Origin of the sequence: Nocardia puris, from assembly GCF_003315035.1 — a bacterium.
GTDB lineage: Bacteria > Actinomycetota > Actinomycetes > Mycobacteriales > Mycobacteriaceae > Nocardia > Nocardia puris.
This window is the reverse complement of sequence record NZ_QNRE01000017.1, coordinates 18,946-44,718: the sequence shown is the minus strand read 5'-3', so window position 1 is coordinate 44,718 and position 25,773 is coordinate 18,946. Positions and strand designations below refer to the sequence as shown.

General features: G+C 70.1%; 23 protein-coding genes. 13 read left to right on the top strand and 10 right to left on the bottom strand.

Annotated features, from left to right (window positions below):
• Positions 1–133: 133 nt before the first annotated feature.
• Entirely contained in the window at positions 134–325 is a 192-nt protein-coding gene (locus tag DFR74_RS30240; protein ID WP_067507757.1) for a DUF1918 domain-containing protein, read from the bottom strand.
• A gap of 29 nt (positions 326–354) precedes the next feature.
• Complete coding sequence (locus DFR74_RS30235) at positions 355–924, bottom strand: TetR/AcrR family transcriptional regulator (protein ID WP_067507754.1); 570 nt, start codon at positions 922–924, stop codon at positions 355–357.
• A gap of 72 nt (positions 925–996) precedes the next feature.
• On the opposite strand from DFR74_RS30235, the gene DFR74_RS30230 reads away from it, so the two are divergent.
• Complete coding sequence (locus tag DFR74_RS30230; RefSeq protein ID WP_067507751.1) at positions 997–1,572, top strand: dihydrofolate reductase family protein; 576 nt, start codon at positions 997–999, stop codon at positions 1,570–1,572.
• A 3-nt stretch (positions 1,573–1,575) separates the two neighbouring features.
• On the opposite strand, the gene DFR74_RS30225 is transcribed toward DFR74_RS30230, so the two are convergent.
• Positions 1,576–1,989 carry a YjbQ family protein gene (locus DFR74_RS30225; protein WP_067507748.1) on the bottom strand — a complete coding sequence of 138 codons (414 nt, stop codon included), beginning with the start codon at positions 1,987–1,989 and terminating at the stop codon, positions 1,576–1,578.
• Positions 1,990–2,154: 165 nt separating this feature from the next.
• Here DFR74_RS30225 and DFR74_RS30220 point away from each other — a divergent pair, with 165 nt between their 5' ends.
• A complete protein-coding gene (locus DFR74_RS30220) occupies positions 2,155–3,420 on the top strand; it encodes an aspartate kinase (protein ID WP_067507746.1) in 1,266 nt (421 codons plus the stop codon).
• Positions 3,421–3,423: 3 nt separating this feature from the next.
• Positions 3,424–4,458: an aspartate-semialdehyde dehydrogenase gene (locus DFR74_RS30215; protein ID WP_067507743.1), complete on the top strand. Its 1,035-nt coding sequence runs from the start codon at positions 3,424–3,426 to the stop codon at positions 4,456–4,458.
• Positions 4,459–4,699: 241 nt separating this feature from the next.
• Here the strand turns inward: DFR74_RS30215 and DFR74_RS30210 are convergent, their stop codons facing one another.
• The 3 genes from DFR74_RS30210 to DFR74_RS30200 all read right to left on the bottom strand — a co-directional run bounded on the left by DFR74_RS30210 (position 4,700) and on the right by DFR74_RS30200 (position 8,040).
• On the bottom strand, positions 4,700–5,305 hold the full coding sequence (locus DFR74_RS30210; protein WP_067507740.1) for a TetR/AcrR family transcriptional regulator: 606 nt from the start codon (positions 5,303–5,305) through the stop codon (positions 4,700–4,702).
• An 88-nt stretch (positions 5,306–5,393) separates the two neighbouring features.
• The gene (locus DFR74_RS30205; protein WP_232331712.1) at positions 5,394–6,734 is read right to left on the bottom strand and encodes a serine hydrolase domain-containing protein; all 1,341 of its coding nucleotides are present in this window, start codon (positions 6,732–6,734) and stop codon (positions 5,394–5,396) included.
• 67 nt (positions 6,735–6,801) lie between these two features.
• Positions 6,802–8,040 carry an APC family permease gene (locus DFR74_RS30200; protein ID WP_198161716.1) on the bottom strand — a complete coding sequence of 413 codons (1,239 nt, stop codon included), beginning with the start codon at positions 8,038–8,040 and terminating at the stop codon, positions 6,802–6,804.
• 406 nt (positions 8,041–8,446) lie between these two features.
• On the opposite strand from DFR74_RS30200, the gene DFR74_RS30195 reads away from it, so the two are divergent.
• The gene (locus DFR74_RS30195) at positions 8,447–9,850 is read left to right on the top strand and encodes an ATP-binding protein (protein WP_067507732.1); all 1,404 of its coding nucleotides are present in this window, start codon (positions 8,447–8,449) and stop codon (positions 9,848–9,850) included.
• Positions 9,851–9,893: 43 nt separating this feature from the next.
• On the opposite strand, the gene DFR74_RS30190 is transcribed toward DFR74_RS30195, so the two are convergent.
• A complete protein-coding gene (locus DFR74_RS30190; RefSeq protein WP_067507728.1) occupies positions 9,894–10,502 on the bottom strand; it encodes a TetR family transcriptional regulator in 609 nt (202 codons plus the stop codon).
• A 166-nt stretch (positions 10,503–10,668) separates the two neighbouring features.
• Here DFR74_RS30190 and DFR74_RS30185 point away from each other — a divergent pair, with 166 nt between their 5' ends.
• From DFR74_RS30185 to DFR74_RS30160, 7 genes are all read left to right on the top strand, one after another.
• Positions 10,669–11,886, top strand: a complete 1,218-nt coding sequence (locus DFR74_RS30185) for an alkane 1-monooxygenase (RefSeq protein WP_067507725.1) — start codon at positions 10,669–10,671, stop codon at positions 11,884–11,886.
• Positions 11,886–12,071, top strand: coding sequence for a rubredoxin (locus DFR74_RS30180; RefSeq protein WP_067507723.1), 186 nt, complete (start codon positions 11,886–11,888; stop codon positions 12,069–12,071). The genes DFR74_RS30185 and DFR74_RS30180 overlap by 1 nt, the downstream gene beginning before the upstream one ends.
• Positions 12,068–12,253 (top strand): rubredoxin, encoded by a 186-nt coding sequence (locus tag DFR74_RS30175; RefSeq protein ID WP_067507721.1) that lies wholly within the window; start codon positions 12,068–12,070, stop codon positions 12,251–12,253. The genes DFR74_RS30180 and DFR74_RS30175 overlap by 4 nt, the downstream gene beginning before the upstream one ends.
• Positions 12,250–13,488, top strand: coding sequence for an NAD(P)/FAD-dependent oxidoreductase (locus DFR74_RS30170; protein ID WP_067507719.1), 1,239 nt, complete (start codon positions 12,250–12,252; stop codon positions 13,486–13,488). The genes DFR74_RS30175 and DFR74_RS30170 overlap by 4 nt, the downstream gene beginning before the upstream one ends.
• A gap of 279 nt (positions 13,489–13,767) precedes the next feature.
• Positions 13,768–13,914, top strand: a complete 147-nt coding sequence (locus DFR74_RS36335) for a hypothetical protein (protein ID WP_157115822.1) — start codon at positions 13,768–13,770, stop codon at positions 13,912–13,914.
• Positions 13,915–14,702: 788 nt separating this feature from the next.
• Positions 14,703–15,149: a Fur family transcriptional regulator gene (locus DFR74_RS30165; protein WP_067507717.1), complete on the top strand. Its 447-nt coding sequence runs from the start codon at positions 14,703–14,705 to the stop codon at positions 15,147–15,149.
• Between the two features lie 52 nt (positions 15,150–15,201).
• Positions 15,202–16,674, top strand: a complete 1,473-nt coding sequence (locus DFR74_RS30160; protein WP_067507715.1) for a catalase — start codon at positions 15,202–15,204, stop codon at positions 16,672–16,674.
• A gap of 98 nt (positions 16,675–16,772) precedes the next feature.
• Here DFR74_RS30160 and DFR74_RS30155 read toward each other — a convergent pair whose 3' ends face one another.
• On the bottom strand, positions 16,773–17,516 hold the full coding sequence (locus DFR74_RS30155; RefSeq protein ID WP_067507712.1) for a TetR/AcrR family transcriptional regulator: 744 nt from the start codon (positions 17,514–17,516) through the stop codon (positions 16,773–16,775).
• A 145-nt stretch (positions 17,517–17,661) separates the two neighbouring features.
• Between DFR74_RS30155 and DFR74_RS30150 the strand changes: the two genes are divergently transcribed.
• Together DFR74_RS30150 and DFR74_RS30145 are read left to right on the top strand one after the other, a co-directional pair.
• Positions 17,662–19,170 carry an MFS transporter gene (locus tag DFR74_RS30150; RefSeq protein WP_067507710.1) on the top strand — a complete coding sequence of 503 codons (1,509 nt, stop codon included), beginning with the start codon at positions 17,662–17,664 and terminating at the stop codon, positions 19,168–19,170.
• A gap of 385 nt (positions 19,171–19,555) precedes the next feature.
• On the top strand, positions 19,556–20,047 hold the full coding sequence (locus DFR74_RS30145; RefSeq protein ID WP_067507708.1) for a hypothetical protein: 492 nt from the start codon (positions 19,556–19,558) through the stop codon (positions 20,045–20,047).
• 378 nt (positions 20,048–20,425) lie between these two features.
• On the opposite strand, the gene atzF is transcribed toward DFR74_RS30145, so the two are convergent.
• On the bottom strand, positions 20,426–22,159 hold the full coding sequence (atzF, locus tag DFR74_RS30140; protein ID WP_067507706.1) for an allophanate hydrolase: 1,734 nt from the start codon (positions 22,157–22,159) through the stop codon (positions 20,426–20,428).
• Positions 22,160–25,765, bottom strand: coding sequence for an urea carboxylase (gene uca / locus DFR74_RS30135; RefSeq protein ID WP_067507703.1), 3,606 nt, complete (start codon positions 25,763–25,765; stop codon positions 22,160–22,162). It lies immediately after the preceding gene.
• Positions 25,766–25,773 lie beyond the last annotated feature (8 nt).

Sequence of the window (25,773 nt, the reverse complement as noted above, 5' to 3'; positions counted from 1 at the left end):
TGGATCAACTCGCCGATTCTGCCCAGCGCCGTTCCCATCCGTCAACAACGCGGTCTATGGTGCGCGAACTGCCGCGTGGTAGCTACCACGCGGCAACTTGTGTGCGCGGGTGATCTCGCGGCCCGCGCGGGTCTCAGTCGGCGGTCGGGTGCTCGATCACGGCGTCGGGGCCGGGGTACATCAGCGACTCGTGGCCGTCGTCGAACCGCACCAGGTACGGCGGGCCGCCCTCGGGTCCGCGGACCTCGATGATCTCGGCGTGTCGATCCATTTCGCCCACCACGTGTCCGTGGACGAGCAGTCGGTCTCCAATGTTCGCCATCATCGGCCCATTATCGAATGTAGTGACCTGGGTCACAAGGCCAGTCGGCGCACGGCCACCTCGATGAGCCGCTCGCTCTCGGCGGCGTCGATGATCTCCGGCAGCGTCAGCCGGTCCACGATCAGCCAGTTCAGTGCGAGGTAGAGCAGCTTGACCGTATCGGTGTCGCCCGGGTTGTTCGATTCGATGTGGTTGCGGATGTTGAAGTCGAGATCGGCGCGCACCCGCTCGGTGAGCACCGCGCGCAGCTCGGGTCTGCGCGTGGCCTCCAGCCGCAGTTCGAGCATGGCCAGGTAGCCGGTGCGGAAGGCCTCCAGGCGTCCGACCACCTCGCGCATCAGCTCGATCAGGTTCTCCCGGGTGCCCGGCCCGTCGGTCATCTTGGTCATCATCGCCTCGGTCGGTTCGAGGCGTTCGTAGAAACGACTGCCGACCTGGGTGAACAGGTCGTCGCGGTTGGCGAAGTAATTGGAGGCCGTGCCCGTCGGCACGCCCGCCTCCTTGTCGACCGCGCGGAACGTCAGTCCGCGCGCACCGTCGCGCGCCAGCACCTCGATCGCCGCATCGATGAGCGCCCGCCTGCGCTCGGGGTTCGTCCGCATCTTGACACCACTCCATCTGTAGTACTACGTTCAAATCACTACAAACAGAGTAGTACGAGAAAGGTGGTCCGCATGCGAAAGCTCGTCTACTTCGTCGGCGTTTCGATCGACGGCTATATCGCCGGGCCGGGCGGGGAGGTCGACTTCTACCCGGTCGGCGACGATATGAAGGAGTGGTTCCGGGCCGACTATCCGGAGACGCTGCCGACCCACGTACGCCCGTACTTCGGCATCCCCGAGAGCGCGCCCAACCGGCACTTCGACACCCTCGTGATGGGACGCGGCACCTACGATCCGGCGCTGGAAATCGGCGTGACCAGCCCGTATGCGCACATGCGGCAGTACATCGTGTCGCGCAGCCTGGGGGAGATCGCCGATCCGTCGGTCGAGCTGGTCCCCGGTGATCCGGTGGGGCTGGTGCGCGAGTTGAAGAAGGAGGAAGGGCTCGACATCTGGTTGGCGGGCGGCGGCAACCTGGCCGGTCAGCTGCTCGGGGAGATCGACGCGCTCGTCGTCAAGGGCTACCCGGTGGTCGCGGGCGATGGCGTCCGCGCGTTCACCGGCGGCTTCGACCCGACGCGGTTCACGCCCACCCGGCGCCTGGACTTCGCCGACGGCACCCAGGTCACCTGGTTCACCCGTGCCTGAGGGTCACGACCCGTTCGTGAGCAGGGACAGCCGCACCGAGCGCTCGGGGTTGTCCACGTTCAGGTCGACCAGCGCGATGGACTGCCAGGTGCCGAGCATGAGTTCGCCGCCCAGCACGGGCACAGTGGCGTAGGGCGGGATGAGGGCGGGCATCACGTGCGAGCGGCCGTGTCCGGGGGAGCCGTGCGCGTGGCGCCAGCGGTCGTCGGCGGGCAGCAGTTCGCGCAGCGCGGCGAGCAGGTCGTCGTCGCTGCCCGCGCCCAGTTCGATGATCGCCACGCCCGCCGTGGCGTGCGGCACGAACATGTGCAGCAGGCCGTCGCCGCCGGACTCGCGCGCGAACTGCGCGCAGGCCGGGGTGAGGTCGTGCACTACTTCGCGCCGTCCGGTGGTGACCGCGACGAGTGTGCTCTTCATGTCCTCTATCTTCGCGCGCGTTGCCCGGACGCGCCGGTTCAATCGAGAGCGCGTGCGCCTGTGTGCTTTTCCACAGGTCAGGGAGGTAGTCACCGGAGCGGCGGAGTCCGGCCGGTAGTCTCTATGGCTGTTACCTGCTGATTGTCGATCTTGGAGGACCCTGTCGTGGCTCTCGTTGTTCAGAAGTACGGAGGATCCTCGGTGGCCACCGCCGAGCGCATCCGGCGCGTCGCTGAACGGATCGTGGAAACGAAGAAGCAGGGGCACGACGTGGTGGTCGTCTGCTCCGCGATGGGCGACACCACCGACGAACTACTCGACCTCGCCCAGCAGGTCGCGCCCGCACCGCCCGCCCGCGAGATGGACATGCTGCTCACCTCCGGCGAGCGCATCTCCAACGCGCTGGTGGCCATGGCCATCCACTCGCTGGGCGCGGAGGCCCGCTCGTTCACCGGCTCGCAGGCCGGCGTGATCACCACCGGCGCGCACGGCAACGCCAAGATCATCGACGTGACGCCGGGCCGGCTGCGCGAAGCCCTGGACGAGGGCACGATCGTGCTGGTCGCGGGCTTCCAGGGCGTCAGCCAGGACAGCAAGGACGTCACCACGCTGGGCCGCGGCGGCTCCGACACCACCGCCGTCGCGCTGGCCGCGGCGCTGGAGGCCGACGTCTGCGAGATCTACACCGACGTCGACGGCGTCTTCACCGCCGACCCGCGCATCGTCGCCGACGCGCAGCGCCTGGAACAGGTCTCCTACGAGGAGATGCTGGAGATGGCGGCCTGCGGCTCGAAGGTGCTGATGCTGCGCTGCGTCGAGTACGCCCGCCGCTACAACGTGCCCGTGCACGTGCGCTCGTCCTACACCGACAAGCAGGGCACCTACGTTTACGGATCGATGGAGGACATCCCCTTGGAGAAAGCAATCCTCACCGGCGTCGCGCACGACCGCAGCGAGGCCAAGGTGACCGTGGTCGCGCTGCCCGACGAACCGGGCTACGCCGCCAAGGTGTTCCGCGCCGTCGCCGACGCGGAGATCAATATCGACATGGTGCTGCAGAACATCTCCAAGGTGGAGACGGGCAAGACCGACATCACCTTCACCCTGCCCAAGACCGACGGCGCGCGCGCGGTGGAGATGCTCACCCGGCGGCAGGGCGAGATCGGTTTCGCGCAGGTGCTCTACGACGACCACATCGGCAAGGTGTCGCTGGTGGGCGCGGGCATGAAGAGCCACCCCGGCGTCACCGCCACCTTCTGTGAGGCGCTGGCCGAGGCGGGCATCAATATCGACCTCATCTCCACCTCCGAGATCCGGATCTCGGTGCTGGTCAAGGACACCGAACTGGACGACGCCGTGAAGGTGCTGCACCGCGCCTTCGATCTGGGCGGCGACGAGGTGGCCGTGGTGCACGCCGGAACGGGGCGATAAGCCATGGGTGTACGGGTAGGCGTCGTCGGCGCGACCGGTCAGGTCGGCGCCGTCATGCGGAAACTGCTGGAGGAGCGCGACTTTCCCGCCGACGAGGTGCGGTTCTTCGCCTCGGCTCGCTCGGCGGGCAAGACGCTGCCGTGGCGCGGCGGCGAGATCGTGGTGGAGGACACCGAGACCGCCGATCCGTCCGGCCTGGACATCGCGCTGTTCTCGGCGGGCGCCACCATGTCGCGCGTGCAGGCCCCGCGGTTCGCGGCGGCCGGCGTGACCGTCATCGACAATTCCTCGGCCTGGCGCAAGGACCCCGAGGTGCCGCTGGTGGTGAGCGAGGTGAACCCCGAGGCCACCCGCAACCTGGTCAAGGGCATCATCGCCAACCCCAACTGCACCACCATGGCCGCCATGCCGGTGCTCAAGCCGTTGCACGACGAGGCGGGCCTGACCAGGCTCATCGTCTCCAGCTACCAGGCCGTGTCGGGTTCGGGCCTGGCCGGCGTGGAGGAGCTGGCCGCGCAGGTGCGCGCCGTGGTGGACGACGCGGAGAAGCTGGTGCACGACGGTAGCGCCGTGGCGTTCCCCGCGCCGAACAAGTACGTGGCTCCGATCGCGTTCGACGTGATCCCGCTGGCGGGTTCGCTGGTGGACGACGACTCCGGCGAGACCGACGAGGATCAGAAGCTGCGCAACGAGAGCCGCAAGATCCTCGGCCTGCCCGAGCTGGCGGTGAGCGGCACCTGCGTGCGCGTGCCGGTGTTCACCGGGCACTCGCTGTCGATCAATGCCGAGTTCGCGCAACCGCTTTCGGTGGCGCGCGCGCGGGAGATCCTGGGCGCCGCGGCCGGTGTGAAGCTGGTCGAGGTGCCGACGCCGCTGCAAGCCGCGGGCATCGACGAGTCGCTGGTGGGCCGCATCCGCCAGGACCCGGGCGTGCCGGACGGCCGTGGGCTCGCGCTGTTCGTGTCGGGCGACAACCTGCGAAAGGGCGCCGCGCTCAACACCATTCAGATCGCCGAGGTGCTGCTCAGCGAGCGCTGAGCGAAACCTGTTGGAGGCCGCCGGAATTCGTTCCGGCGGCCTTCGGTATTGCGGGGCGATGTGAGTGCCGATCTGTGAAGCTGGTCAGGCCGGTGCGGACATGGTCGCCGGGTGAACCGGCGTCCCGCACCATGCGGTCGTGCCGGGGGCAGGTGCGTGCCGGTGGGTGGTGCGCCGCTGTTCCCCGTGGCGACGGGGTCCAGGGCGCGGCCCGAACGGTGGCCGGGCGGGGCCCATGGGATCAGGTGCGCACCGCCGGGACCGGTGTGTGGCGCGGTGTGACCAGTGCCAGCGCGAGGTGGGTCAGCCGGTCGATCGCCTCGTCCGCCCCGACGGTCGGTGCGACCACGTGGGTCACGGCGGTGCGGGCGATCGCGTCGGCGTAGACCTGGGCGTCGCGGTCGGTGAGGCCCGGGTCGACGGTGCGCAGAATCTCGGCCAGGCGGGTGGTGGCGCGCTCGTTGGTGACCCGCACCAACGCCATGACCTCCACGCTGTCGGCGGCCAGCGCGGTCTGGATGAGGGGTTCGTCGGCGAGCACGAAGAACCGCGCGAACGCCTCGCGCAGGGTGTCGGCCAGGTCGTCGCCGTCGACGCGCTCGGCGACCATGTCGAGCAGGCCGTCCAGCCGGTGCACGATGTAGGCCTCGGCGATGGAGCGGCGGCTGCCGAATTCGTTGTAGAGGGTCTGCCTGCTCACCCCGGCGGCGCGGGCGATGGCCGAGAGGCTGGTGGCGGCCCAGCCGTCGGAGCGCACCAACTCGTCGACGACGGTCAGCACGGTCGTGCGCAACAGTCCCCGTGCGGCGTCGGGGTAGGGGAGCCGGCGCAGCGGGTTGGTGATCATGCGGCGCCGGTTCGGTCGACGGCCGCGAAGCAGCGGGCCATCAGACCAGAGTTTGACAAATGTAATGATTTGTCAAGGAGTTGTTAGGTCAGCGGATACCCGGCGTGCGCGGGTCGTTCCCGAGGCAGGCCACCAGGTAGCAGCCGGGCGGCGCGTCGGCGAACGGCGGCACGAGCCGAGTGTTCAAGCAGGAGAACACATCACAGCCCGGATAGGCCGCGGTGCCGAGCCCGAACACGGCGAGCAGCAGGTTCGGGTCCACCAGATCGCCGGGCTCGTCGTCCGGCACCGGTTCGGGGTAGGGGCCCGGGTCCGGAAACGGGTTGTCGACCAGTGCGGCGAAAAGCCTGCGGAAGAACTCGTGCGGCAGCTCCGAGGTGTTCTCCAGTACGCCCGTCGGCCCGTACGCGCTGACGTTGCCGAACGCGCCGGTCCACATCACCACCAGATCCAGGTCGGGCAGCACGAAGACGTCCTGCATGCCGAGTCCGGAGATCCGGTAGGTCCGGTCCGGGAGGAACCCCGCCGCCGCGGTGCAGTCGGACCCGAGCCAGAACAGGTAGCCGTAGCAGGAATTGGTGGCCGACGGCGTCAGCGCCTGGCGCAGGTAGCGCTCGGAGACCACCTGCCGCCCGGCCCAGCGGCCCTCGCCCGCGACGAGCAGGCCGAATTTGGCGTAGTCGTCGGGCGGGATGTAGAGGTGCGCGTGGCCGTAGGTGTTGCCCGAGCGGTCGCGCGCCCAGTAGTAGTCGCCGCGCCGGATGCCGAGCGGGTCGAACAGCTCGCGCTGCGCGAACTGCTGCAACGGCTCCCCGACGGCCAGCTCGATGACCCAGGCCAGCAGATCGACGTTGCGCTGGCTGTAGGAGAACTCGGTCCCGGGCGGATGCTCGAGCGGCACGCCGAGCGCCTGCACCGCGCTGTTCGGGTCGAGGGGGACGATCGCGGTGAGCCCCTCGGCGACCGAGGAGGCCTGCATCCCCGAGGACTCGGTGAGCAGGTTCTCCACCGTGATCGCGCGCCGGGCGGCATCACCGAGGCCAGGGGGCAGGTAAGCGTCGATGGGTGCGTGCACGTCGAGCAGGCCGCGGTCGGACGCGATGCCCGCGAGCAGGGCCACCACGCTCTTGGTGCCGCTCCACACGTTCCACGCGACGCCGCCGGTCCGCGCGTTGTCGGGGCCCTCGCCGATCAGGCAGTTGTGCCGGAACACCTGGATATTGAGCCGGTTGCGGCCGTCGGCGAAGGCCAGCGCCGCCGCCAGCCGGTCGGCGTCGAATCCCGCTTGCTCGGGAGTTGCCCGCTGCGGCTCGCGACCCGTCTGGACCTCGCACCGCGCGGGTGTCACCGGCTCGGCTCCCGCCGATGCCGCCACAGCCCCTCCCAGGAGCAGCGAGAACGCCGTGAAACCGGCCAGCAAGCAGCGCACCGCACGAGGTTATCGCGCCCTGTTCCCCGGGAGTTGCGGGTACGGAAAATGGGTATCCATCAGTTGCTCAACCGGATCGGCCGCGGCGGATCGCATAGCCGATCGCGCCCGCACCCAGCACCGCGAGCCCGCTCACCACGGCCGCCGGCGGCAACGACAGGGCGACGATGCCACAGCCCGCGGCGCCGAGCACCGGGATCCAGCGGGCCGGCCGATGCTCGGTCGCCGTGAGTGTGCTCGCGGCGATGTTCGCGACGAGGTAGTAGACGAGGACCGCGAACGAGGAGAACCCGATCGCCGCGCGCAGATCGAAGAACGCCACCAGCACGGCCACCACCGCGCCCACGGCCAGTTCGGCGCGGTGCGGCACGCCGAATCGCGGGTGCACGGCCGCGAGCGCGTGCGGGAGATGACGGTCGCGCGCCATGGCCAGCGTCGTGCGCGAGACGCCGAGGATCAGCGCCAGCAGTGAACCCGCCGCCGCGAGCACCGCGCCCACCCGCACCACCGGCGCGAGTTCCGGAGCCCCCGCCGCCGTCACGACCTGGGCGAGCGGGTCGGCCGCGTCGGCCAGGCCCGCCGAACCGAGCGTCAGCAGCGCGGCGACGGCGACCACCGCGTACACCGCCAGGCTCAGGGCCAGCGCGAGCAGAATCGCGCGCGGGATGGTGCGTCGCGGATCGCGCACCTCCTCGCCGAGGGTGGCCAGGCGCGCGTATCCGGCGAACGCGAAGAACAGCAGGCCGGTCGCTTCCAGCACGCCGAGCGGACCGATTCGATCCGGCAGCGCGCCGGCCGCCGCGTGGTCGCCCGCGAGCCCGGTCGCGGCCACCACGCCCAGCACGATCAGGACGGCGGCGACGATCGCCCGCGTGGCCAGCGCCGATTTCCGCACGCCCGCGTAGTTCAACGCGGTGATGGCCGCGACCGCCGCCACCGCGACCGGCCGGGCGTGCTCGGGCCACGCGTAGTGGCCGATCGTGAGGGCCATGGCCGCACACGACGCGGTCTTCCCGACGACGAACGCCCACCCGGCGAGATACCCCCAGAACGGCCCGAGTCGCTCGCGCCCGTATACGTACGTTCCGCCCGACACCGGGTAGAGCGCGGCCAGGCGGGCCGAGGACGTCGCGTTGCAGTAGGCGAGCAGACCCGCCAGGGCCAGGGCGAGCAGCAGCCACGAACCCGCGGCGGCGGACGCGGGAGCGAGCGCGGCGAAGATGCCGGCCCCGATCATGGACCCGAGGCCGATCACCACGGAGTCGGTGAGTCCGAGGGTGCGGCGCAGGGCGTGCGGGTTTGCCATGTCGTGCATCCTGGCCTGTTTCGGTGAACGGCGCGCGACATGCGAAACGCCGCCAGGTCCGGGGGTTTACCTGGCGGCGCTGAGTCGCCGGACGTCACGCCAACGTCACGACTAGGGGTGTCGACGTCCCACAAGCGCCTCTCGGCGAGTGGTCGCTCGAAGCGACAAAGGGTGCGGCCCGGGGCTGTCCGGACGCCGACAGTGGGGATCAACGACCGTCCGTCCGGAACTATTCCGTTGTCCAGTTGTGGCGCCTGTCACCGGGCGGGGATGCCCGGCCGATTCGAAGGCGCGTTGCCACGGGCGCGATCACCCGGCGCGCCTGGTGTTTCCCGCGAGAAACGGGGTGAAGTTCGTCGGCGGCGCTCGTTAGGATGCAGCTGTTTCGTCAGAGGAGGGGGACCCAATGACCGCCGATCCGGTGCTCACCGAGATGCTCGCCGCCGTCGAGCGCAGCCCCGACGTGCTCGCGCTGCGCCTGCACGTCATCGAACTGCTCGCCGAACGCGGCAGGCACGCCGAAGCCATCGCGCACTGCGGCACGGCCCTCACCCAGGAGCCCGGCAACGCGAAGGTGGTCGAGCTGCTCCAGCGCAGCACCGCCGCCCTGGCGAATCCGGCTGCGGGGCACTCGGATTCCGCTGCGTCCGATGACCAGCCGGGCACTCCCGACCCAACGGGGGCCGTCGGCCCGCAGGGTGAAGCGGTCGGGGCCGGAGGAGCTCGGACCTCCGCGTCCGGCGATCGCGCGTCGACGGACGGCGTCGGGCGCGCGGATGTTCCCGCGCGCGAAGAGGATTCCGCCGCGTCCGGCCACCCCGCCGATCCTTCCGGCTACGACTGGGCCGCCGCCGAGAGCGAGGTGGCCGGCATCATCGAGCCCGCGTTCGTCGATAGCGGCCCCACCGCCTACGCCGCCGAGGGCGACGCCGCACTGTTCTCGCGCACCCGCGTGACCCTCGCCGACGTGGGCGGCATGGAGGAGGTCAAGCGACAGCTCGATCTCACCCTCCTCGGCCCGTTGCGAAACCCGGGGCTGGCCAAGGCTTTCGGTACGTCCGCGCGCGGCGGGCTGCTGCTGTACGGCCCGCCCGGATGCGGCAAGACGTTCATCGCGTCCGCGGTCGCGGGCGAGCTCGGCGCGAACTTCTATCCGATCGAGATCGCCGACATCCTCGACATCTACACCGGCGCCAGTGAGCGCAATCTGCACAGCGTGTTCGAGGTGGCCCGCCGCAACGCGCCCTGCGTGCTGTTCCTCGACGAGCTGGACGCCCTCGGCCACCGGCGCAGCCAGATGTCGGGGTCGGCGACGATGCGCACCGTGGTGAATCAGCTGCTCACCGAGATGGATTCGGCGACCCAGGACAACGAGGGCGTCTACGTGCTCGGCGCGACCAACCATCCGTGGGACGTCGACGTGGCCCTGCGTCGCCCCGGCCGCTTCGACCGGATGATCCTCGTCGCCCTGCCCGACCGCGCCGCCCGGCACTCGATCCTGCACTACCACCTGCGCGACCGTCCGGTCGCCGGAGTCGACCTGGGCGCGCTCGCCGCCCGCACCAAGGGCTTCTCCGGCGCCGACCTGGCGCACGTGTGCACCTCGGCCACCCAGCTGGCCATGGCCGAATCGATCCGCACCGGCACCGTCCGCCCGGTCGGCATGGCGGATCTGGAAGCGGCCCTCGCGGAGATCGGGCCGAGCGCGGGCGCGTGGTTCGACTCCGCCCGCAACGTGGTCGAATTCGCCAACGGCGACGGCAGTTACGACGAACTGGCGCTCTACATGAAACGCAGGCGCCTGCGCTGACGGCGTGCCTCCATCCGGATGAACACGTGCGGCGCCACCGGTCTCAGACCGTGACCGGCCCCAGCACGCTCACGACCACCACCGAGATCTGCTCGAGCGCGCGCTCGACCGAGCCGAGCGGCTGGAACAGGTGGCTCAGCGTCAGCCGCACCACGCTCTCCACCCGCGCCGACAGGTCCTCGTCGGAGAGTTCGGTCAGTCCGTAGCGGGTGCGCACGGCGGTGGTGAGGGCGGCCAGCGCCCGGCCGAGCACCGGCTCCGGATCGGTCATCAGGGTGGGCAGCAGCGCGGTGTCGGCCTCGGAACGCCCCGCGAGCACCGCTTTGATCAGCGTGTTGTCGGCCGCGGCCCGCAGCGCGTACCCGGCGGCCGCGATCACGCCCGCCACCGGGTCGTCCGGGTGCGCGGCCAAGCTGTCGTCGATACCGACCAGGAAGGTCTCCACCTCGCTGCGGATGACGAGATCGGCCAGCTCCTGTTTGGTGCCGACTTCCTTGTACAGCACTGGCCTGCTCACGCCGACGTCCTTGGCCAGGCGGGACATGTTCACCGCGCCCCAGCCCTCGGTGGACACGACGTCGCGCGCGGTCTCGATGATCCGCTCGCGCAGCAACGAGCGCATCCGGGCGTGGAAGTTCGGCGTTTCGGACACGCCCTCGATCGTACACACGTGCCACTTTTGTATCCACTATTGACAATTTTGTGTGATGTGTATTCCAATTGGACACAGCTGCACGATTTGTAAAGTGCTCGACCGGTGGCCCCACCGCCCCCCCGCGGTGCGGGCCCGTCCCCGCCGGGAAATCCGAGGAGAAGACATGACGACATCTCGAAGCGAAGCGCCCGACCAGGCCGTCCAGTGGCGCGACCGCAAGCGATACCTGTGGCTGTTCGGCCTCATCCCGCCGACCGCGCTGATCGTCGCGCTCGGCCTGGTCTGGGGCTTCAATCAGCTCGGCTGGCAGGCCGTCTCGCCGGTGTGGTGGTGGATCGGCCCGATCCTGCTCTACATCCTGCTGCCGCTGCTGGACCGCTTCTTCGGGCCCGACGGGCAGAATCCGCCCGACGAGGTGATGGAGGCGCTGGAGAACGACAAGTACTACCGCTACTGCGTCTACTCCTACATCCCGTTCCAGCTGATCAGCCTGGTGCTGGCGAGCTACCTGTGGACCGCCTCCGACCTGTCCTGGCTGGGCGTCGACGGCGGGCTGAGCCTGCTGTCGAAGATCGGTCTCGCGCTGAGCATCGGCGTGATGGGCGGTGTCGGCATCAACACCGCGCACGAACTCGGCCACAAGAAGGACGAACTGGAGCGCTGGCTGTCGAAGGTCACCCTCGCCCAGACCCTGTACGGCCACTTCTACATCGAGCACAACCGCGGCCACCACGTGCGCGTCGCCACCCCGGAGGACCCGGCCACCTCGCGCTTCGGCGAATCCTTCTGGGCCTTCCTGCCGCGCAGCGTATGGGGCAGCCTGACCTCGTCGTGGGAGTTGGAGAAGACCCGGCTGGCCCGGCTCGGCAAGAGCCCGTGGACGCTGCGCAACGACGTGCTCAACGCCTGGCTGATGTCGGTGGTGCTGTGGGGCGCCCTGGTCGCGGTGTTCGGCGTCGGCGTGCTGCCGTTCCTGCTGATCCAGGCCGTCTTCGGGTTCTCGCTGCTGGAGACGGTGAACTACCTCGAGCACTACGGCCTGCTGCGCCAGAAGACGGCGACCGGTCGCTACGAGCGCTGCACCCCGGAGCACAGCTGGAACTCCGACCACATCGTCACCAATATCTTTCTGTACCACCTGCAGCGCCACAGCGATCACCACGCCAACCCCACCCGGCGCTACCAGACGCTGCGCAGCATGGACGGCGCGCCGAACCTGCCCAGCGGCTACGCCAGCATGATCACGCTGGCCTACTTCCCGCCGCTGTGGCGCAAGGTGATGGACCACCGCGTGCTCGCGCACTACAACGGCGACATCACCCGCGTGAACATCCAGCCCGGCAAGCGCGACCGGGTGCTGGCCGCCCACGGGGTGCGCTGATGTCCGCCTACGTCTGCCCCATTTGCGACTACGTCTACGACGAGTCGAAAGGCGCTCCCCGCGAAGGCTTTCCGGCCGGCACGGCCTGGTCGTCGATCCCCGACGACTGGTGCTGCCCCGACTGCGGCGTCCGCGAGAAGCTCGACTTCCAGCCCGTTTCGCTCGCGACAGGAGAAACCCGATGAGCACCGACTACAAGCTGTTCCGCTGTGTGCAATGCGGTTTCGAGTACGACGAGGCGCTGGGCTGGCCCGAGGACGGCATCGAGCCCGGCACCCGCTGGGACGACATCCCCGACGACTGGTCCTGCCCGGATTGCGGAGCGGCCAAAGCGGATTTCGAGATGGTCGAGGTGAGCCGCGCATGACCGAACGGATCATCGTCGTCGGCGCGGGCGTCGCCGGTGCCACGGCCGCGAAAACCCTGCGCGCCGAGGGCTTCACGGGAGAGATCGTGCTGGTGGGCGCGGAGCGGGGCTTGCCGTACCGCCGTCCGATGGTGTCGAAGGAACTGCTGGCGGGCACCGCCGAGGAACGCAGGACGCTGCTCGAGCCGGCCGACTCCTGGCGCTCCCTCGAGGTCGATCTGCTGCTGGGGCGCGGGGTGGACGCCGTCGACGTCGACGCCAAGCGGGTGCGGTTCGCCGGTGGCGAGTCGCTCGGCTACGACCGGTTGCTGCTGGCCACCGGCGCGCGGGCCAAATCGCTGCCGGGCCCGCAGCGCAACGTCCACACCCTGCGCGGCGCGGCCGATGTCGCGCCGCTGCGGGAGGCGATCATCGCGGGCGGTTCGCTGTTGATCGTCGGCGCCGGCCTGGTGGGGTGCGAGGTGGCCGCGACGGCGCGCGGGCTCGGCGTGCGGGTGGCGATCGTGCACGCCGGACCGGCGCCGCTGGACCGGATCGCGCCGCCCGCCGTCGGCGACTACTACCGGAACCTGCACGCGGACAACGGCGTCGAGATCCACGACGAGGTGGTGCTGGACCGCCTCGACGGGATCGAGACGGGGGTGACGGCGCTCGCCCGCGACGGCCGCAACTGGTCAGCCGCGGCGGCGCTGATCGCCATCGGCTCGGCGCCCGACACGGCGCTGGCGAGTGTCGCGGGCCTGGCCGTGGGCAACGGCATCCTGGTGGACGAGCACTACCGCACGTCCGCGCCGGACGTATTCGCCGCGGGCGACGTCGCCAACCGCTTCGACCCGGAGCTGGGCGCGTACGAGCGCGACGAGCACTGGAACGGCGCGCAGGCCCAGGGCGCGGCCGCCGCGCGCTCGATGCTCGGCAAAACCCCTGCACGACCGGATGTTTCGTGGGGCTGGTCCACTCAGTACGGCCGCAACCTCCAGTTCGCGGGCCGCTGGCAGCCGGGCGACGACTTCGTCGTGCGCGGCAGCGTGGACAGCGGTGAGTTCGCGGTCCTCGCCCTGCGCGACGGCAGGCTGGCCGGTGCGGTCGCTCTCGCCCGCCCCGCCGACCTGCGCGCCGCCCGCCCCCTCATCGCCCGCCGCGCGGTCCTGGACCCCACCCGCGCGGCCGACGTATCCGTCCCGCTCGCCGACGCGGTCGCCTCCGACGACGATCTCGCTGCCGACCGGGCGTGAGCGCGTGCGCCGACCTCGCCACCGACGGGGCGTGCGCCCGAGCGGCAAACCTCGCCTGTCGACCGGGCGTGAGCGTGGGCGAGGACCGTGCTACCGACGAGGCGTGCGCGGGAGCGGCAACCGCACCTGTCGATCGGGCGTGAGCGTGGGCGCCGACCTTGTCACCGACCGGGCGTGAGCGTGGGCGCCGACCTTGTCACCGACCGGGCGTGAGCGTGGGCGCCGACCTTGTCACCGACCGGGCGTGAGCGTGGGCGCCGATCTCGCCGTCGATCGGGCATGAGCGTGGGTGACGACCTCGCCGCCGGCGTGCGCGCGAGCGACAACCTCGCTGTCGACCGGGCGTGCGTGCGGGTGACGACCTCGCCGCCGACGGGTGCGTGCGAGATCTCCGCGCGGTCGGCGCGCACATCCGGGTTCCCCTGAACCGCCGCGTAATTCGGCCGCACGGCATCGGACCGGATGGCGGCGCGCCGCGTGCGTCATCCGATCGAGGGTGGGCACCGGCCGTCGCCTCGGGCAGGGGCGTGGGCGACGGCCGTGTCACCATCGCGACACGCTGGACGGCACGCCGAGGGGATCGTGTCGGAGTTGCGAGGGCGGGCGGAGCCGGAGGTACACTCGATCCCGTCACCTATGTGATGCCGGGAGGGCGGAGCGCCGCTGGTGACGACGCTCCACCCGGTGGGTCACCTAGCCCGCACCCGGCGGACCAGGACGAGGGCCCCGGCGGTTACGACGACGATCGAAAGAACGAAGCCGTAGTCGACCGGGGCATCTCGCTTTTTCCGGCGATGTTTCCCCATTCCCCACCACCTCCTCCCTGGGCGCGGTGTCTGGACCACGGTCCACGGCCCCTCGGCAGGAGGTGTCTCCACATCGATCGCTGATTTCTATTGCGCCACTGCCGATTACGCGTGTCGCGTGCATCGGCGTGTCCGGAGTGAATGATCACCGAACCCCCTCGCCCCGGTGACGGATCAACGCGTATATGGAGCGAAAACTCCCACGTCGCGATGCGTATATGGAGCGCCCGAGTCCGTGTCGGCGGATGTATGGCTGTCGCCATCGCATCGGCGTAGCTCCACCCGGTGTGGGTTCGCACGGGCTACCGTGGGGTGTCGATACAGTGACCGTCATCACATCACCACATCCCGCAACACTCCCGCCTCCTTTTCTTGACTAATTCCAGAAAAAGAGCAACCATGGGACCCATGCACACCAGAGGTGCTGACCCCCGCGAGTGGTTGCGGGCAGCAGGCCTGCGGGTTACCGCCCCGCGGGTCGCGGTGCTCGATGCGGTGGCGGCCCGGCCGCACTCGGACGCCGACCGAGTGGCAGCCACGGTCCGGGCGAATCTGGGTTCGGTGTCCACGCAGGCCGTCTACGACGTGCTGCGCGCCTGCGTGAACGCCGGAATCCTGCGCCGCATCGAGCCCGCGGGCTCACCCGCGCTCTACGAGACGCGGATCGGGGACAACCACCACCACCTGGTGTGCCGCAACTGCGACACGGTCGTCGACGTCGACTGTGTCGTCGGAAGTGCTCCGTGTCTGGAACCCGGCGAGGATCACGGGTTCGAGATCGACGAGGCAGAGGTCGTGTTCTGGGGCCTGTGCCCGGCGTGCCGCGCCGAGCGGCGCACGGACCGCACACCCTGACACCCCCGGGTCAGCCCATTTTCCTGGGTCCCACCGTTAAGGAGGCTTCGAGATGACCAAGCCGACCACCACCAACACCGGCACCGCCGTATCCAGCGACGACGAGTCGCTCACCGCGGGCATCCAAGGCCCGATCCTGCTGCACGATCACTACCTGATCGAGAAGCTGGCCCAGTTCAACCGGGAGCGCGTGCCCGAGCGCATCGTGCACGCCAAGGGCGCGGGCGCCTACGGCGAACTGGTCGTCACGGGCGACGTCAGCCGCTACACCAGCGCCAAGCTGTTCCAGCCCGGCGCCCGCACCGAATCGCTGGTGCGGTTCTCCACCGTCGCCGGCGAGCAGGGCAGCCCCGACACCTGGCGCGATCCGCGCGGTTTCGCGGTGAAGTTCTACACCGAGGACGGCAACTACGACCTGGTCGGCAATAACACCCCGATCTTCTTCATCAAGGACCCGATCAAGTTCCCCGACTTCATCCGCTCGCAGAAGCGCTTGCCGGGCAACGGACTTCGCGACCACAACATGCAGTGGGACTTCTGGACGCTGCGCCCGGAGACCGCGCACCAGGTGACCTGGCTGATGGGCGATCGCGGCATCCCGAAGACCTACCGGCACATGAACGGCTACGGCTCGCACACCTACCAGTGGATCAACGCCGCCGGTGAGCGGTTCTGGGTCAAGTACCACTTCAAGACCGACCAGGGCGTCGACTTCCTCACCCAGGCCGAGGCCGATCGCCTGGCCGGCACCGATCCCGACTACCACCGCCAGGATCTGTGGGACGCCATCGAGCGCGGCGAGTACCCGAGCTGGACCCTGCACGTGCAGGTGATGCCGGTCGCCGAGGCCGAGGGCTACCGGTTCAACCCGTTCGACCTGACCAAGGTGTGGTCGCACAAGGACTACCCGCTCATCGAGGTCGGCAAGTGGACCTTGAACCGCAACCCGCGCAACTACTTCGTCGATATCGAGCAGGCCGCGTTCGAACCGTCGAACGTGGTGCCCGGCATCGCTTTCTCGCCCGACAAGATGCTGCTGGGCCGCGTGTTCTCCTACGCCGACGCGCACCGCTACCGCATCGGCACCAACTACGCGCAGCTGCCGCCGAACCAGCCGCGCGCCGCCGAGGTGAACTCCTACTCCAAGGAGGGCGCCATGCGGTACTTCTTCAACGACGCGGATGTGCCGGTGTACGCGCCGAATTCGTACGGCGGGCCGCACGCCGACCCGGCGCTCGCGCCCGACCCCGGCGCCTGGGAGTTCGATCCGACCATGCTGCGCGCGGGCTACATCCAGCACGCCGAGGACGGCGACTTCACCCAGGCGGGCACCCTGGTGCGCGAGGTGCTCAACGATGAACAGCGGGATCGCCTGGTGGACAATATCGTCGGGCACGTGCTGGCCGGCGTGCGCGAGCCGGTGCTCTCCCGGGTGTTCGAGTACTGGAAGAACGTCGACGCCGATCTCGGCAAGCGCGTGGAGGAAGGTGTGCGCGCCGGGCTGAACGGCAACGGCGCCTCGTAAACCCTTCTGCTCCCGCTGTCAGCGCGAAGGGCGCGTGATCTCTCGGAGATCGCGCGCCCTTTCCGTCGCTGTGCGACAAGGATTCCCGCGCCCAGCCGTCACGCGCGAGAGCCGCCGACCCCGGGGTCGATGCCGTCGAGAATCATCTCGACCTGTTCCACGAAGGCGTCCCCGGCCAGCGGCACCGTCGCCCCGTCGCCCCGTTTGGTCACGTAACGCCGGTGCAGGTGCGGGAACGGCCGGGCGGCGGACTCGCCGGCGACGAGCATCTTGCCGATCCAGGCCGCCATGCTCATGCCGCTGCGGCGCACGATCGCCACCGAGGCCGCCTCGGCCGAGGTGATGCCGATGACGTAGGCCATCAGCACGTTCATGGCGTTGTCGGCCCGGCGCTCGTCGAAACCGGCCGAATGCAGGACGGAGAGCACGCCCTCGCAGCTGCGCATCATGTTCGGGCCGAGGTAGAGCGTGCCGATCTCACCGAACACCGAGCTCATCCACGGGTGGCGCAGGATCAGCGCGCGCAGTTCGGTGGCGAAGCCGAGCAGCGCGCCGCGCCAGCCGCGCGGATCCGCCGGATCGGGCACCGCGAGCTCGCCGATCACCTGATCGGCGACCAGCTCGATGATCTCCTCCTTGTTGGCCACGTGGGTGTAGAGCGAGGTCGCGCCCGCGTTGAGCTTGGCGCCCAGTTTGCGCATGCTCAGCGCATCGATGCCCTCGCTGGACAGCAGGTCGATGGCCGCGGCCACGATCTGCTCGCGACTCAGCGCGGGCTGGTCGCGCCTGCGCCGCTGCGGGCGCGCCCATACCGACCCGAACGCCGCGTCTTCGACTGCCATCCGCCCTCCTTCTGTTCCTTGCGGCCAGCCTAGCCGCACCTCATCGGGGCCCGTACGTCGTTCGTTATTGCGAACGCTGTTCGGCGGACAGTACAGTGTTCGACAACCGCACAGTGTGCGAACGAACTCTCCGGAAAGGCTTTCCATGAACACGACCGAACCGCGCGATCCGCGGCGCTGGCTGATCCTGATCGTGCTGTGCCTGAGCACGTTGGTGCTGGTGATCGACAACATGGTGCTCAACGTGGCGATTCCGCAGATCGCCACCGATCTGGGCGCGAGCGCTCAGGACATCCAGTGGATCATCGACTCCTACATCCTGGTGTTCGCCGGTCTACTGCTCACCTCGGGCAGCCTGTCCGACAAGTACGGCCGCAGGCTGGTGATGCTCATCGGCCTGGTGATCTTCGGGGCGGCGTCGGTGCTGGCCGCGCTCGCCACCACGCCCGAGATGCTGATCGCCGGGCGTGTCGCGATGGGCATCGGCGGCGCGCTGGTCATGCCGAGCACGCTGTCGATCCTGATCACCGTGTTCGACGAGGACGAGCGGCCGCGCGCGATCGCGGCCTGGAGCGCGGTCGCGGTGGTCGGCATGGTCGGCGGCCCGGTCACCGGCGGCGTTCTGCTGGACCACTTCTGGTGGGGTTCGGTCTTCGTGCTGAATCTGCCCATCGTCGTGTTCGCCCTCATCGCCGCGCTGGCGCTCATGCCCGAGTCCAAGGGGCCGTGGCGCCGGTTCGACCTGCCGGGCATGGCGCTCTCGATCGTCGGCATGACCGCCCTGGTGTGGGCCATCATCATGACTCCCACGCACGGCTTCGCCGATCCGGGCACCCTCACCGCCGCGACCCTCGCGGTGATCTGCCTGGCGGGCTTCGTGATTCGCGAATTGAGCACCGACGCGCCGATGGTCCCGCTGGAGTTGTTCGGCAACCGCGTCTTCACCGGCTCGAGCCTCTCGCTGGTCCTGCTGACCTTCGCCAACGGCGGTCTGCTGCTGGTGCTCACCCAGTACCTGCAATTCGTGCTCGACTACAGCCCCACCCGCACCGCGCTGGCGTTCACGCCGATGGCTGTCACGGTGCTGATCTTCAACGCGATCGGCGCGAAGCTCATCGGGCGCCTAGGGCACCGGCCGATCGTCGCGACCGGCCTCACCGTGACCGCGGGCGGGTTCGCTCTGCTCGCCACCCTGCAACCGGACTCCGGCTTCTGGCTGCCCGCGCTGGCCATGGCCGTGATGGGCGGCGGCTTCGGCCTGGCCATGCCCGCGGTGATCGGCGCGCTGATGGGCGCGGTGCCGGGCGAACACGCGGGCGTTGGGTCCGCGCTCAACGACACCATCCAGCAGGCGGGCGCGGCGCTGGGTGTCGCGATCCTGGGGGCCGTGCTCGCGAGCGGTTACACCGGCGCCATGCCCGCCGACGCGCCCGCCGCGGCGCGCGAATCCATCTCGGACGCACTGGCATTCGGTGACGACGCGCTCACCGGCGCGGCGCGGGAGGCGTTCACCTCCGGTATGGGCGTCACCTTCGTGGCGGGCGCCTGCTCGGTGCTGGCCGCCGCCGCCCTCTCGCTCGTCCTGCTGCGCGAGCGCGACGACGAGGCCGAACTCCCGGAGGCGGAGGAGGCTGTTCCCGAGACCGTGCGCTGATCAAGCGCTGAACGCGACGGTGCCCCGGGGTGGAAAGCCCCGGGGCACAGTCGTTCTCGTCATTCGCGTGCCGCGCCGCGGACGCCCGATCAGGGATTGGGGAGCCTGGCCGGCGATGCGGCCAGGCCATTGCTCACAGCAGACCCCACCAGTACAGGATGCTGGCGAGGATCCACACCACCACGGTTTCCATCGTTGCTCCGATCGTCGGGAGTCGCAGGCTTTTCCATCATCGCTCGCACCGTGGGCAAGTGTTAGCACAACCCCATCTACCTGCGGTTTCTCCCCTGCAAGATCTTTTTAAGGGTGCCCCAAGACGCGCGACGCAAAGTTTGTGACAACACCGGAACACACCGGCTCGGACACCACGAAGGACGCCAGACAGATGATCGGCAAGCTGACCACCGCACTCGCCCTCTCGGCCACCGCCTCCGCGCTCGTCTTCGGCTCGGGCGTCGCCGCCGCCGACACCGGCACGCCGGGCGTCGCGCTCACCGGCCAGGCCACCTGCACCCACAAGGACAACCGCATCCAGATCGAGATCGCGGCGCCCATCGTCTACGCCCAGGCCGGTTACCAGCCCGACGAGAAGCAGCAGGTCCGCTACCGCACCGTCATCTACGACGCCGCCCAGCTGACCCTCTCCAGCGCCGGTGAGTGGGAGCAGGGCAAGGCCACCGACACCAAGCCCGCCGATCTGGACGACACCAAGGTCGAGGTCCTGCGCAACGACCCCAACGCCTACAAGGTCGTGCAGGAGGTCGAGTGGCTCGCGCCCGACGGCGAAAACGTCGTGGCGAGTACCGACCTCGCCGCGACCGGCTACCTGATCAAGGACGGCCGTACCGAACTGGGGACGTTCGCGTTCTGCCAGTAACCCGGGGGAAGGGGGGATATCGACAACCACCACCGGGGTGGGAGTCCGGGGCGTGACCTGTCCAACGAGGGGTGACAGGTCCCGTCGCGGAATCCGGCCGGGTCGGTCCACGAGGGGTGATCGACCCGGCTGGTTCTCCTCCGGCTACGCCGCCGAAGGCTCTTCCGGGAGCTGCGGGCGACGCAGGTGCGCCCGCTGCCGAAGGTAACCGTCGGGCAGCGGCCGAAAATCCCACCCGACATCGGGGCGGGCCGGTTCACGAGGGGTGACCGGCCCGCCCACCCAGAGTTCCGCCGGACGGCGCGGGGAGGCGCCCCCGGCGGACACAGCGAAGGCCCGGCAGACCTGGGGAGGAACTGCCGGGCCTTCCGCATGTTCTCAGTTGGCGCGGCCCAGATACGCTTTCCAGCCGCCGAATTCGGTGATGTCGGTGGCCGCGAGCGCCGCGTCGTAGGTGCAGGCGAAGCCGATCACCGAACGGCCGTCGGACAATTCGACCGCCGTCAGCGCCATCGGCGCGGGCAGCGCGGCGAGGAAGCCGCCGAGGCCGGCCCGCGACACCGTGTACAGCTCGCCGACGATCGGCGCGCCCTGCCCCGCACCGTGGCGCACCAATCCGGGCTTCGGCGGCACCGTGTCCAGCGCCGTCAGGCGGTAGGCGTCGGTGGTCTCGATCTCGCCCGCGAAGCGTGCGCCGATCTCCTCCAGCTGCCAGTGCAGCGGCTGCCCGCGCAGGTGCGCGCCGAAGACCGCCAGCTCCACACCGTCGCGGACCAGCAGCGGCGCGTGGTCGAGCCCGGCCACGCGGGCCGCCAGATCGACCGCCACCTGATCGGTGAACGTGGGCGTCACCACCATCACGCCGAAGGGCGCGCCCGTCGCGGTCGGTGCGCCGGGAACGGCGATCGAGACCATGTCGAGCAGGTTGCAGAAGTTGGTGTAGGTGCCCATGCGGCGGTTGATGCCGACCGTATCCTCTTGCACCGCAGCGATACTCGGATGTTCGGTGGTGGTGGGTAGCAGCAGGCCGTCCACGTCTCGCAGCAGGTGCGCGGCGTCGGTGCGGGCGCGGGCGAGCGCGTCCAGATCGGCGGCGAACGCGGGACCGGTGGTGCCCGCGGCCGCGCCGATGATCGCCGCCACCGTCGGATCGGCGCCCGCGGGCCCGGTGGACAGGAACTCGCCGACCGCCGCGTACCGCTCGGCGACGATCGCGCCGTCGTAGAGCAGCAGCGCCGCGCCGAGCAGACCGGAGATGTCGATCTCCACCGTCTCTATCCCGGATTCCCGCACGGCGGCAAGGGTTTTGGCGAACGCGTCGCGATAGTCCTCGCTCAGCGGCGCCAGGTCGAGTTCGCGCGGCACGCCCAGGCGCGGTTGCTGCCGCGCCGCGAGCGCCACGTCCGGCGGCCAGGTGCGGCTGCGCGGGTCGCGCGATTCCGGTCCGGCCATCACCGCCGCGGCCTGGATCGCCAGGTCCAGGTCGGCGGCGAACACGGTGACGGCGTCGTAGTCGGCGCAGGCGGGCACCACACCGTGCGCCGGGATCACACCCAGCGTGGCCTTGACTCCGACGATCCCGTTCAGCGCCGCGGGCACCCGGCCCGACCCGGCGGTGTCGGTGCCGATGCCGATATCGGCGACGCCGAGTGCGACGGCCACCGCCGACCCCGACGACGAACCACCCGAAACCAGTTCCGGGTCAACGGCATTGCGCACCGCGCCGTACGGGCTGCGGGTGCCGACCAGGCCGGTCGCGAACTGGTCGAGATTGGTCTTGCCGAGCACCACCGCGCCCGCCGCCGTCAGCCGCTCCACGGCAGATGCGGTTTCCGTTGCGGTGTAGGCGAACTCGGGACACGCGGCCGTCGTCGGCAGCCCCGCCACATCGATATTGTCCTTGACCGCGACGAGCCGGCCGGCCAGCGGCAGCTCCTCGCCCTCGGCCACCCGGCGCGCCACCTCGGCGGCCTCGGCGGCGACCTCGGCCTCGGGGCGCAGCGTGATCCACACCTCGGGCCGGTCCACCTCGGCGATGCGCCGGTAGGCGGCGGCCACCCGCTCGGTGGGCGAATCCTGTGCTGGGGTGACACCCAGGACGCCTGCGGTCATTCAGTCGACTCCGATCACTGCTAGCGGGGTTCCCGGTTCCACTTTGGCGCCGGGCGCGGTGAGCACCCTGAGCACGGTACCGGCGCCCGGGCTGTGCACCGGTAGTTCCAACTTCATGGCCTCGAGGATGGCGACCGGCGCGCCCGCGTCGAGGCGCTGCCCCTCCTCGATCTCCACCCGCCAGACGTTGCCGATCATCGGCGCGGTCACCACGGTGGCGTCGGCGGGCAGACCCGCGAGCGGATCCTCGACCGGTTCCGGGGCGGCGGGTTCGGCACTGGCGCGGTCGAATTCGCCCGAGGCGTGCCACGCCTGCTTCTCCACCTCGAACGCCTCGCTCTGCCTGGCTTCGAACGCGGCGATGGACTCCGCGTTCTCCTCCAGCAGGCGCAGGTGGTCGGCGAGGGCGAACGTGCCTTCGCTCACCTCGGCGTCGAAACGGCCCGCCTTGGCGGCCGCGCGGAAGTCGAGCAGCTCCTCCGGGGTGACCGGCTCCCACACGATGCGATCGAAGAACCGGAACAGCCACGGCGTCCCGGATTCGAACGGCGCGGACTGGCGGTAGCTGGACCAGATCGGCACGGTGCGCCCGATGAGCTGGTAGCCGCCGGGGGAGGCCATGCCGTAGACGCACAGGTACTTGCCGCCGATGCCCACCGCGTCGGAGGGGGTCCAGGTGCGCGCCGGGTTGTACTTGGTGGTGACCAGGCGGTGGCGCGGATCGAGCGGAACCGCCAGCGGCGCACCGAGATACACGTCGCCGAGGCCGAGCACCAGGTATTCGGCGTCGAAGACGGTGTCGCGCACCTGGTCGACGCTGTCCAAACCGTTGATGCGCCGGATGAATTCGGTGTTGGACGGCAGCCACGGCGCGGTGTCGCGCACGCCGCTGCGGTAGCGGTCGATGGCCTCGGCGATGGACGGGTCATCGAAGGAGAGCGGCAGCCGGATGGTGCGGCTCGGCACCACCAGATCGTGCGTGGCGGGCAGCTCGGTCTCGAGCTCGGCGAGGGTACCGACCAGCCGATGCTGCGGCAGCACATCGGGATCGAAGTGGATGTGCAGCGAGCGCACGCCCGGCGTCACGTCGATGATGCCGGGCAGGCCGGCCGCCGCGAGCGCCTCCGAGAGCGCGTGCACCCGCATGCGCAGACCCAGATCCAGCACCATCTCGCCGTATTCGACGAGGATGTTGTCGTCGCCGCCGCGCAGGTACACCACGCGCGGGCGGTCGGCGCCCGCGTCCACCGAGCCGAGCACCCCTCGGTCGCCCGGATCGGTCCACACGCTGGGGACGGCGGCCTTGGCGCGGCGCTCGTCGGAGCGGCGCAGGGCCGTCGCCTCCTCGTCGTCCACCGGCGCGAAGCGGATGCTGTCACCGGGACGCACCTGGCCCAGCTTCCAGCGGTGCCCGGCCACCACGGTGAGCGGGCAAGCGAAGCCGCCGAGGCTCGGGCCGTCGGGGCCGAGCAGGATCGGCGTATCACCGGAGACGTTCAATGTGCCGACGCTGTAAGGATTGTCGTGCAGGTTCGACGGGTGCAGGCCCGCCTCGCCGCCGTCGGTGCGCGACCAGGTGGGCTTCGGGCCCTCCAGCCGGATGCCGGTGCGGTTGGCGTGACTGCCGACTTGCCAAGGGTGTGTGCAGAACTGGGCCATGTCCTCGTCGGTGAAGTACGCGGGCGAGGTCTGCGGGCCGAGGCCGACGGCGAGCTCCCACTCGTGGGTGAACTCCGGGCGCGCGGCGGCGGGCACCTCGGCGGGTGCGCTCAGATCGTCGCGGCCGGTGACCACGTGCAGCACATCGCCCGCCGTGACCGCCTTGCCTGTCACGCCGCCGAAGCCGCCGAGCGTGAAGGTGGACGCGCTGCCGTGGTAGAGCGGCGCGTCGAATCCGCCGCGCACCGCGAGGTAGGTGCGCAGGCCCGCGCCGGCGGGCGCGCCGATGTCGAGCACCGAGCCCGCGGGGACCGTGACCGGCTCCCACATCGGGACGGGTGCGTCGTCGAGGGTGACGGGGGCGTCGGCGCCGGTCACGCAGACCACCGTCTCCGTCGCGAACCGCAGGCGCGGTCCTTGCAGAGTGCACTCCAGCGCCGGGACGCCCGCCGGGTTGCCGACGGCCGTATTGGCCAGGGTGAACGAGAGGTCGTCCATCGGGCCCGACGGCGGAATTCCCACCTCCCACAAGCCGATTCGACCGGGGTGGTCCTGGATGGTGGTCATGGTGCCGCCGCGTTCCACGTCGACGCGGTGGTCGGCGATGGTGAGGTCGGCCAGCGTGGTGGTGACGTGGCCGGCCGCCGCGACCGTGGGATTGGTTGCGATGGCACGCAATTGGGCCGTATTGGTATGCACGCCGTGGATGGTGGTGGCGGCCAGCGCGTCGGCCAGGCCGGCGAACGCGGCGTCGCGGGTGGGGCCGGAGGTGATCACCTTGGCCAGCAGCGGGTCGTAGTACGGGCTCACCTCGGTGCCGGTGGCGACCCAGGTGTCCACGCGCGCGTCGGCGGGGAATTCCGCGGCGGTGACCAGCCCGGCGCTGGGCCGGTAGTCGTGGCCGGGGTCCTCGGCGTAGACGCGGGCCTCGACGGCCCAACCGCTGCTCACCGGGCCGGATTCGGGCAGGCCGTCCAGCATGGACGCGTCGCCGCCGGCCAGCCGCAACATCCACTCCACCAGGTCCGCGCCCGTGATCGCTTCCGTCACCGGGTGTTCCACCTGCAAGCGGGTGTTGACCTCGAGGAACGAGGCCTCGCCCCGATCCACGTCGTAGACGAATTCCACGGTGCCGGCCGAGCGGTAGCCGACCGATTTCGCCAGCTCTCGCGAGGTGCGCAGCAGCTGTTCGGTCACCTCGTCGGCGAGGCCGGGTGCGGGCGCCTCCTCGATGACCTTCTGGTTGCGGCGTTGCAGCGAGCAGTCGCGGGTGCCGAGGCTGACCACGCGGCCCGCGCCGTCGCCGAACAGCTGCACCTCCACGTGCCGGGCCCGCGCCACGAAGCGCTCCAGGAACACGCCGGTGGAGGAGAAGTTGGTGGCCGCCAGGCGCTGCACCCGCTCGAACGCGGCGCGCACCTCGTCGGCGGTGAAGCAGCTCTGCATGCCGATACCGCCACCGCCGCCGACGGCTTTCAGCATCACCGGGTAGCCGATCCGCTCCGCCTCGGCCACCGCGTGGTCGGCCGATTCCAGCAGACCGCTGCCCGGGATCAGCGGCACGCCCACGGCGCGCGCGGCCTCACGGGCGGTGTGCTTGTCACCGAAGACGCGCAACTGGTCCGGGGTGGGGCCGACGAACGCGATCCCCGCGTCGGCGGCCGCGGTCGCGAAATCCGCGTTTTCCGAGAGGAATCCGTATCCCGGATGAATCGCGCCCGCGCCGGTCGAGAGCGCCGCCTCGATCACCAGATCGGCGCGCAGGTAGGACTCGGCGGCTGGGGCCGGACCCAGACGCACCGCGGCATCGGCGAATTCGACGTGCGCGGCGGCCGCGTCGGCATCGGAATAGACGGCGACCGTTTTCAGGCCGAGCGCTTTGGCGGACCGCAGAACCCGGACCGCGATCTCGCCGCGATTGGCGACGAGCACCGTATCGAACTGCACTTCGTACT